At 73.6% G+C, this 5,207-nt stretch carries 5 protein-coding genes and 1 pseudogene; 5 read left to right on the top strand and 1 reads right to left on the bottom strand.

Annotation, left to right across the window (positions count from 1 at the left end; all coding sequences use genetic code 11):
• The 3 genes from ACTIR_RS22405 to ACTIR_RS0108500 all read left to right on the top strand — a co-directional run.
• Window positions 1-754, top strand: a 754-nt coding sequence (locus ACTIR_RS22405) for a RecB family exonuclease (protein WP_034239072.1), incomplete at its 5' end; no start/stop codon positions are given.
• Window positions 755-765: 11 nt separating this feature from the next.
• On the top strand, window positions 766-1,848 hold the full coding sequence (locus ACTIR_RS0108505; RefSeq protein WP_026453948.1) for a potassium channel family protein: 1,083 nt from the start codon (window positions 766-768) through the stop codon (window positions 1,846-1,848).
• 303 nt (window positions 1,849-2,151) lie between these two features.
• Window positions 2,152-2,592 carry a hypothetical protein gene (locus tag ACTIR_RS0108500; RefSeq protein ID WP_026453947.1) on the top strand — a complete coding sequence of 147 codons (441 nt, stop codon included), beginning with the start codon at window positions 2,152-2,154 and terminating at the stop codon, window positions 2,590-2,592.
• 118 nt (window positions 2,593-2,710) lie between these two features.
• Here the strand turns inward: ACTIR_RS0108500 and ACTIR_RS0108495 are convergent, their stop codons facing one another.
• Window positions 2,711-3,817 carry a neutral zinc metallopeptidase gene (locus ACTIR_RS0108495; RefSeq protein ID WP_026453946.1) on the bottom strand — a complete coding sequence of 369 codons (1,107 nt, stop codon included), beginning with the start codon at window positions 3,815-3,817 and terminating at the stop codon, window positions 2,711-2,713.
• Between the two features lie 124 nt (window positions 3,818-3,941).
• Here ACTIR_RS0108495 and ACTIR_RS0108490 point away from each other — a divergent pair, with 124 nt between their 5' ends.
• On the top strand, window positions 3,942-4,889 hold the full coding sequence (locus ACTIR_RS0108490) for a hypothetical protein (RefSeq protein ID WP_026453945.1): 948 nt from the start codon (window positions 3,942-3,944) through the stop codon (window positions 4,887-4,889).
• Window positions 4,886-5,207, top strand: a pseudogene (locus ACTIR_RS26440) (hypothetical protein); the annotation flags it as partial. The gene ACTIR_RS0108490 and the pseudogene ACTIR_RS26440, both read left to right, overlap by 4 nt.

Genomic DNA, 5,207 nt, shown 5'->3' with positions numbered 1-5,207 from the left:
CACGGACCCGGACGGCACGGACGGCGTGGCCGACCCGGACGGGTGGATCGCCGACACCGACGTGCTGCTGGCCGAGCGCGCCCGGGCCCGCGACGGCGGCGCGGACATCGCCCTGCCCGGCAAGTTGTCGGTGAGCCAACTCGTCGAACTGGCCGACGACCCCGAAGCACTGGCCCGCAGACTGCGCAGACCACTGCCCTTCCCGCCGAACGCCCCGGTGCGGCGCGGCACCGCCTTCCACGGCTGGCTGGAGCGCCGCTTCGCCGGGGACCGCCTGCTCGACCTCGACGACCTCCCCGGGTCGGCCGATGTGGACGGGCCGGACGCCGACGCCGACGACGGGGATCTCGCCGCGCTGCGGGAGGCGTTCGAGGCGAGTCCGTGGGCCGGGCGGACGCCGCACGAGATCGAGGTCCCGTTCTCCACCGACGTCGACGGGGTCACCGTGCGCGGGCGGATGGACGCCGTGTTCGCCGACGCCGACGGCGGATGGACCGTGGTGGACTGGAAGACCGGCGCGGTCCCCGACGCCGACCGGATGCGCGCGCTGTCGGTGCAGCTCGCGGCCTACCGGCTGGCGTGGTCGGGGCTGTCCGGGGCGCCGCTGGAGAAGGTGCGCGCGGCGTTCCACTACGTACGCCCGGGGCGGACCGTCCACCCCGTCGACCTGCTCGACGCCGAGGGTCTGCGCGGGTTGCTGCGGGGAGTCCCGACGGGCGAGGCGCCGTCTGGCGGGGAGCCGTCCGGGGAATAGGCTGGACTCCCGTGGCCCGACCCTGGAAACGCAACGGTGACGAGCGGCTGCCCGAGCAGCCGGGGCACGCGCTCGTCGGCGTCATCAACATGCCCGCTCACACGATCGGGCCCGCGCGGGCGATCGCGCGGCGTGTGTTGTTCGCGCTGCTCGCGCTGGTGGTCGTCGTGGTGGTCGTGTACCTGGACCGGGACGGGTACTCCGACTCGAACGGGGACGGGGTGTCGCTGCTCGACGCCTTCTACTACGCGACCGTGTCCCTGTCGACGACCGGCTACGGGGACATCTCGCCGTCGAGCGACTCGGCGCGACTGGTCAACGTCGTCCTCGTCACGCCGCTGCGGGTGTTGTTCCTGATCGTGCTGATCGGGACCACCCTGGAGGTACTGACCGAGAAGTCCCGGCAGGCGTTCCGGGTGCAGAAGTGGAGGCGGCAGGTGCGCGACCACGTCGTGGTCATCGGGTTCGGCACGAAGGGCCGGTCGGCGGTGAACGCGCTGTTGGCCGAGGAGGACCTCGATCCGAGCCAGGTCGTGGTGGTCGACACCGACCGGGTGTCCCTGGACTCGGCGAGCGCACGCGGGCTGATCACGGTCCACGGCTCGGCCACCCGGTCGGACGTGTTGCGCGTGGCCGGGATCCAGCGGGCCCGCGCCGTGGTGGTGGCGCCGAACCGGGACGACACGGCCGTGCTGGTCACCCTGACCGCGCGGGAGCTGGCGCCGAAGGCGCGCATCCTGGCCTCGGTCCGCGAGGCGGAGAACGTGCACCTGCTCAAGCAGTCGGGCGCCGACCAGGTCGTGGTGTCCAGTGAGACGGCGGGCAGGCTGCTGGGCATCGCCACCCGCACCCCGCGGGTGGTGGACATGGTCGAGGACCTGCTCACCCCGGAGACGGGCCTGGCCATCGCCGAGCGCCCGGTCGAGGAGTTCGAGGAGGGCGGCTCACCCCGGCACCTGCCCGACATCGTGCTCGGGCTGGTCCGCGGCGGCGTGCTCTACCGGGTGGACGCCCCCGAGGCCGACTCCCTCGAACGCGGCGACCGCCTCCTCTACGTCCGCAAGGTCGCCGTCGGCGAGGAGACCGTCCCGTAACCCCCACCACCCCAGCCCCGCGAGTTGCCACTCCAGCCCCGCGAGTCGCCACTCCAGGCCCGCGATCTGGCGCCCCAGGCCCGTGGCCGCCCCCGGGGCTGTGATCTGAGGCCCCGGGGCCGCGAGCCTGCCGCCGGTTCCCACCGCCGGACGCGGGGCGTGATCCGTCGAACCGTGTCCGTGTCAGGGCACCGGGTCGGGCCGCGGACAGCTGTTGTGCGTGCCTCCGATCGCTGGGCAGTGCCCCGGTGTTCTGGAACCATGGGCCGCGTGCGGGCGCCTGTGAATCACCGACGACGGCCGATGCCGCCGCTGACCGGGAAGGTCCTCGGTGTCGCCGCGGTGACGGGACTGCTGATCCTGCTGGGGGCCTGGTGGACGGGCGCGTCGCTGTTCGGCGCCCCGCCCGCGGACCGGCACCGGATCGTGGAGGCCACGGTCACCGCGCCCGCCGAGTGCAGTGATCCGGACGCGGTCGAGACGGTGCGTTTCGAGGGTCGGTCCGGGCAACGGGACGGACGCCTGAGCGGCTGCGGGCACGACGAGGGCGAGCAGGTCCGGGTGGCCGTACCCCCGGAGTCGTCCGCCGGGGGAGGGCCGGTGGACGTCCGGTTGGCCGCCACCGCCCCCGGCACCAGCGACCTGCGCCGTCCCGTGGGCATGGCGCTGCTCGTGCTGAGCTGCGCGGGCGGCGGCACCTACGCCTACCTCGTCGCCCGCGGCCCGAAGCCCGCCCTCGCCTGACCCCGCCGGGTGATGCCGTGAAGGGGTCCTTCCCTGCGTCTCACGCAGCGAAGGACCCCTTCACGGCACACCACGCAGGCAAGGGGGCCTTCACGGCATCCCACCGGGCGCCGTCGGGTCAGGAGACGTCGGTGCTGGGGGCGGCGAAGGTGTTGCAGTCGACGATGCGGTTGTCGTAGGCGCCCGCGCGCCACCACTTCGCGTAGTTGGCGTTGCTGCCGTGGTCGCTGGTCCCGGAGGTGTCGTCGCCGCGGGTCTCCTGGTCGTACCAGGCGCGCTCGTACATCGCGCGGGTGATCGTGCCGCCCTGGTCGACGTGCGCACCGAGGAACATCCCGGAGAAGCACTGCGCCTGCAGCTCCTTGCGCCGGGACATCTCCTGTCCGGCGGGGCTGTCCCGGCCCGCCGCGTAGATCCGTTCCCAGGCGGCGTCCATGATCCCGGCGAGTTCCTGCACGTGGTGGCCGTACTCGTGGGCGAACAACGCGAGATACACGCCGGGCGCGTTGCCGTACTGCTCGGTCTGCAGGCCGTCGAACGGCAGGTAGAGCTCGTTCTCGCAGTAGTACGCGGCCGTGGTCAGCCCGACGTTGATCCGTCCGCACTCGGTCTCGAAGCTGCCGCTCGACGGGAAGTGCAGCCGCGGCGGCCGGAACGGCAGGTCGTAGGCCCGCAGGAACGGTTCCCACGCCGCGTCCAGACAGTGCCGGGCGGCCGTGAAGAACTCCCTGGCCCCGTCCGGGGAGCTCCGCCACGCGGGCAGATCGCAGACCCGGTTGCGCAGTCCCGCGTCGGGGTCCTGCAGGATCGGGTGGTCGGCCAGCTTGTAGACCTTCCGCGGTCCCTCCTGCCGGGCCGGGGGCGCGACCCCGCCGGAGGGGGAGGGGGTGGCGGACGAGGTCCCGGGCGACGTCTCCGACGGGGTCGGGTCGGTCGACAGCGGGGACGACGGCGCCGTGGGGGATGTGGGGAGGGTCACACCGCTGTCGTCCCGGCCGGGTTCGGCGAGCCTGTCCCGCTCGTCGTCGCCGGTCAGCGTGACCACCGCGACCAGCCCGAGCACCAGGACCAGCACCCCGGCCACCGAGGCCACGACGAGTGGGACGTGCGAGCGCCGCGGCGGTGGCGGCGGGGCGGGCCGGTGGGGGTGCGGGAAACGGTCGTCGCCGTACCCGTGGCCCGGCCGAGGGCCCTGCGGTGGCGGCCCCGGTGGGGGTTGTGTCATGTGGTCGTCCCGCGGGTAGCTCGGTCTCGGCCGCCAGCATAACGGAGCCCCCGGGCCACTGTGCGGGGCTCACGGGAACACCCCTGGAGGCGTCCGGCGACGACGACACGCGAGGATGACGGTCATGACCGACTCGACAGGCTGGTCCGCACCCGATCCCGACTCCCCGGGCTCCGGCGGACAGTACCCCCGGTATCCCCAGGGCCCGGACCGCCACCGGACGGGCAAACCGGGCGTCATTCCGTTGCGGCCCCTGGCGCTCGGCGAGATCCTCGACGGGGCGATCACCACGATGCGTCGGCACGCGGCCGTCGTGTTCGGTTCGTCCGCCGTGGTGGCGCTGGTCGGGGCGGTGCTGTTCTTCGCGGCCGACCTGTGGCTGCTCGGGGCCACCGAGCCCGCGCCGGTGATCGACGAGACCGCTCCGCCGGAGCAGCAGCTCGACCAGATGATGACCGTGCTGGGGGAGAGCGTGCCCGGCTTCCTGCTCGTCGCGCTGCTCACCATGCTCACCCAGACCTTCCTGTCCGGACTGCTCACCGTCGTGGTCGGCAAGGCGGTCCTGGGCAGCCCGATCACCGTGGCGCAGGCGTGGGAGGAGCTGCGGCCCCGGCTGCTGCCGTTGTTCGGGCTCACCGTGCTGGTGACCCTGGCCGTGTCGGTGGCGAGCCTGTTCTTCGTCCTCCCCGGGGTGTGGCTCTACGTGCTGCTGAGCCTGGCCACCCCGGCCCTGGTGCTCGAACGCGGTCGCGTCGGGCAGGCGCTGGGCCGCTCCCGCGACCTGGTCCGCGGCTCGTGGTGGCGGGTGTTCGGCGTGCTCGCGGTGGCCCTGCTGGTCACGTTGATCATCGGCTCGATCATCCAGGTGCCGTTCAGCTTCCTGGTCGACGCGGACGCCGTGCTGCGCGGGATGACCACCGGCGAGCTGCTGATCACCGAGCTCGGCAGCGCGGTGGCGGAGACCATCACCGTGCCGTTCGCCTCGGCGGTCACCGCGCTGCTCTACATCGACCAGCGGATGCGTCGGGAAGGTCTGGACATCGAGCTCGCCCGCGCGGCGGGAGGTGCGTGACCACGACCCGCCCGCTGATCCCGGCTCCCCGCGCGGCGGGTGCCGCCGTCGACGTCCCGGTCGAACCCGGCCGGGACGAGGCGCGCCGCGCCGCGCGGGCCGAACTGTCCGATCCCGTCTACCGGGAGGCGGAACCGTCCCTGCTGCAGCGGGTGACGGACTGGATCGGCGCCCGCCTCGGTGAGCTGGTGTCCGCGCTCACCGACGCCACCCCGGGCGGAATCGCCGGTGTGCTGCTCGTGCTGGTCCTGCTCGTGGCGCTGGTCGCGGCCGTACGCGCCCGGGTGGGGCCGACGACCCGCGCGCGCGGCCGCCGCG

It is taken from the genome of Saccharomonospora iraqiensis subsp. iraqiensis (genome assembly GCF_000430445.1).
GTDB classification, from domain to species: domain Bacteria; phylum Actinomycetota; class Actinomycetes; order Mycobacteriales; family Pseudonocardiaceae; genus Saccharomonospora; species Saccharomonospora iraqiensis.
Note: the sequence above shows the minus strand (reverse complement) of the source record. Positions and strands in the feature narration are given on the sequence as shown.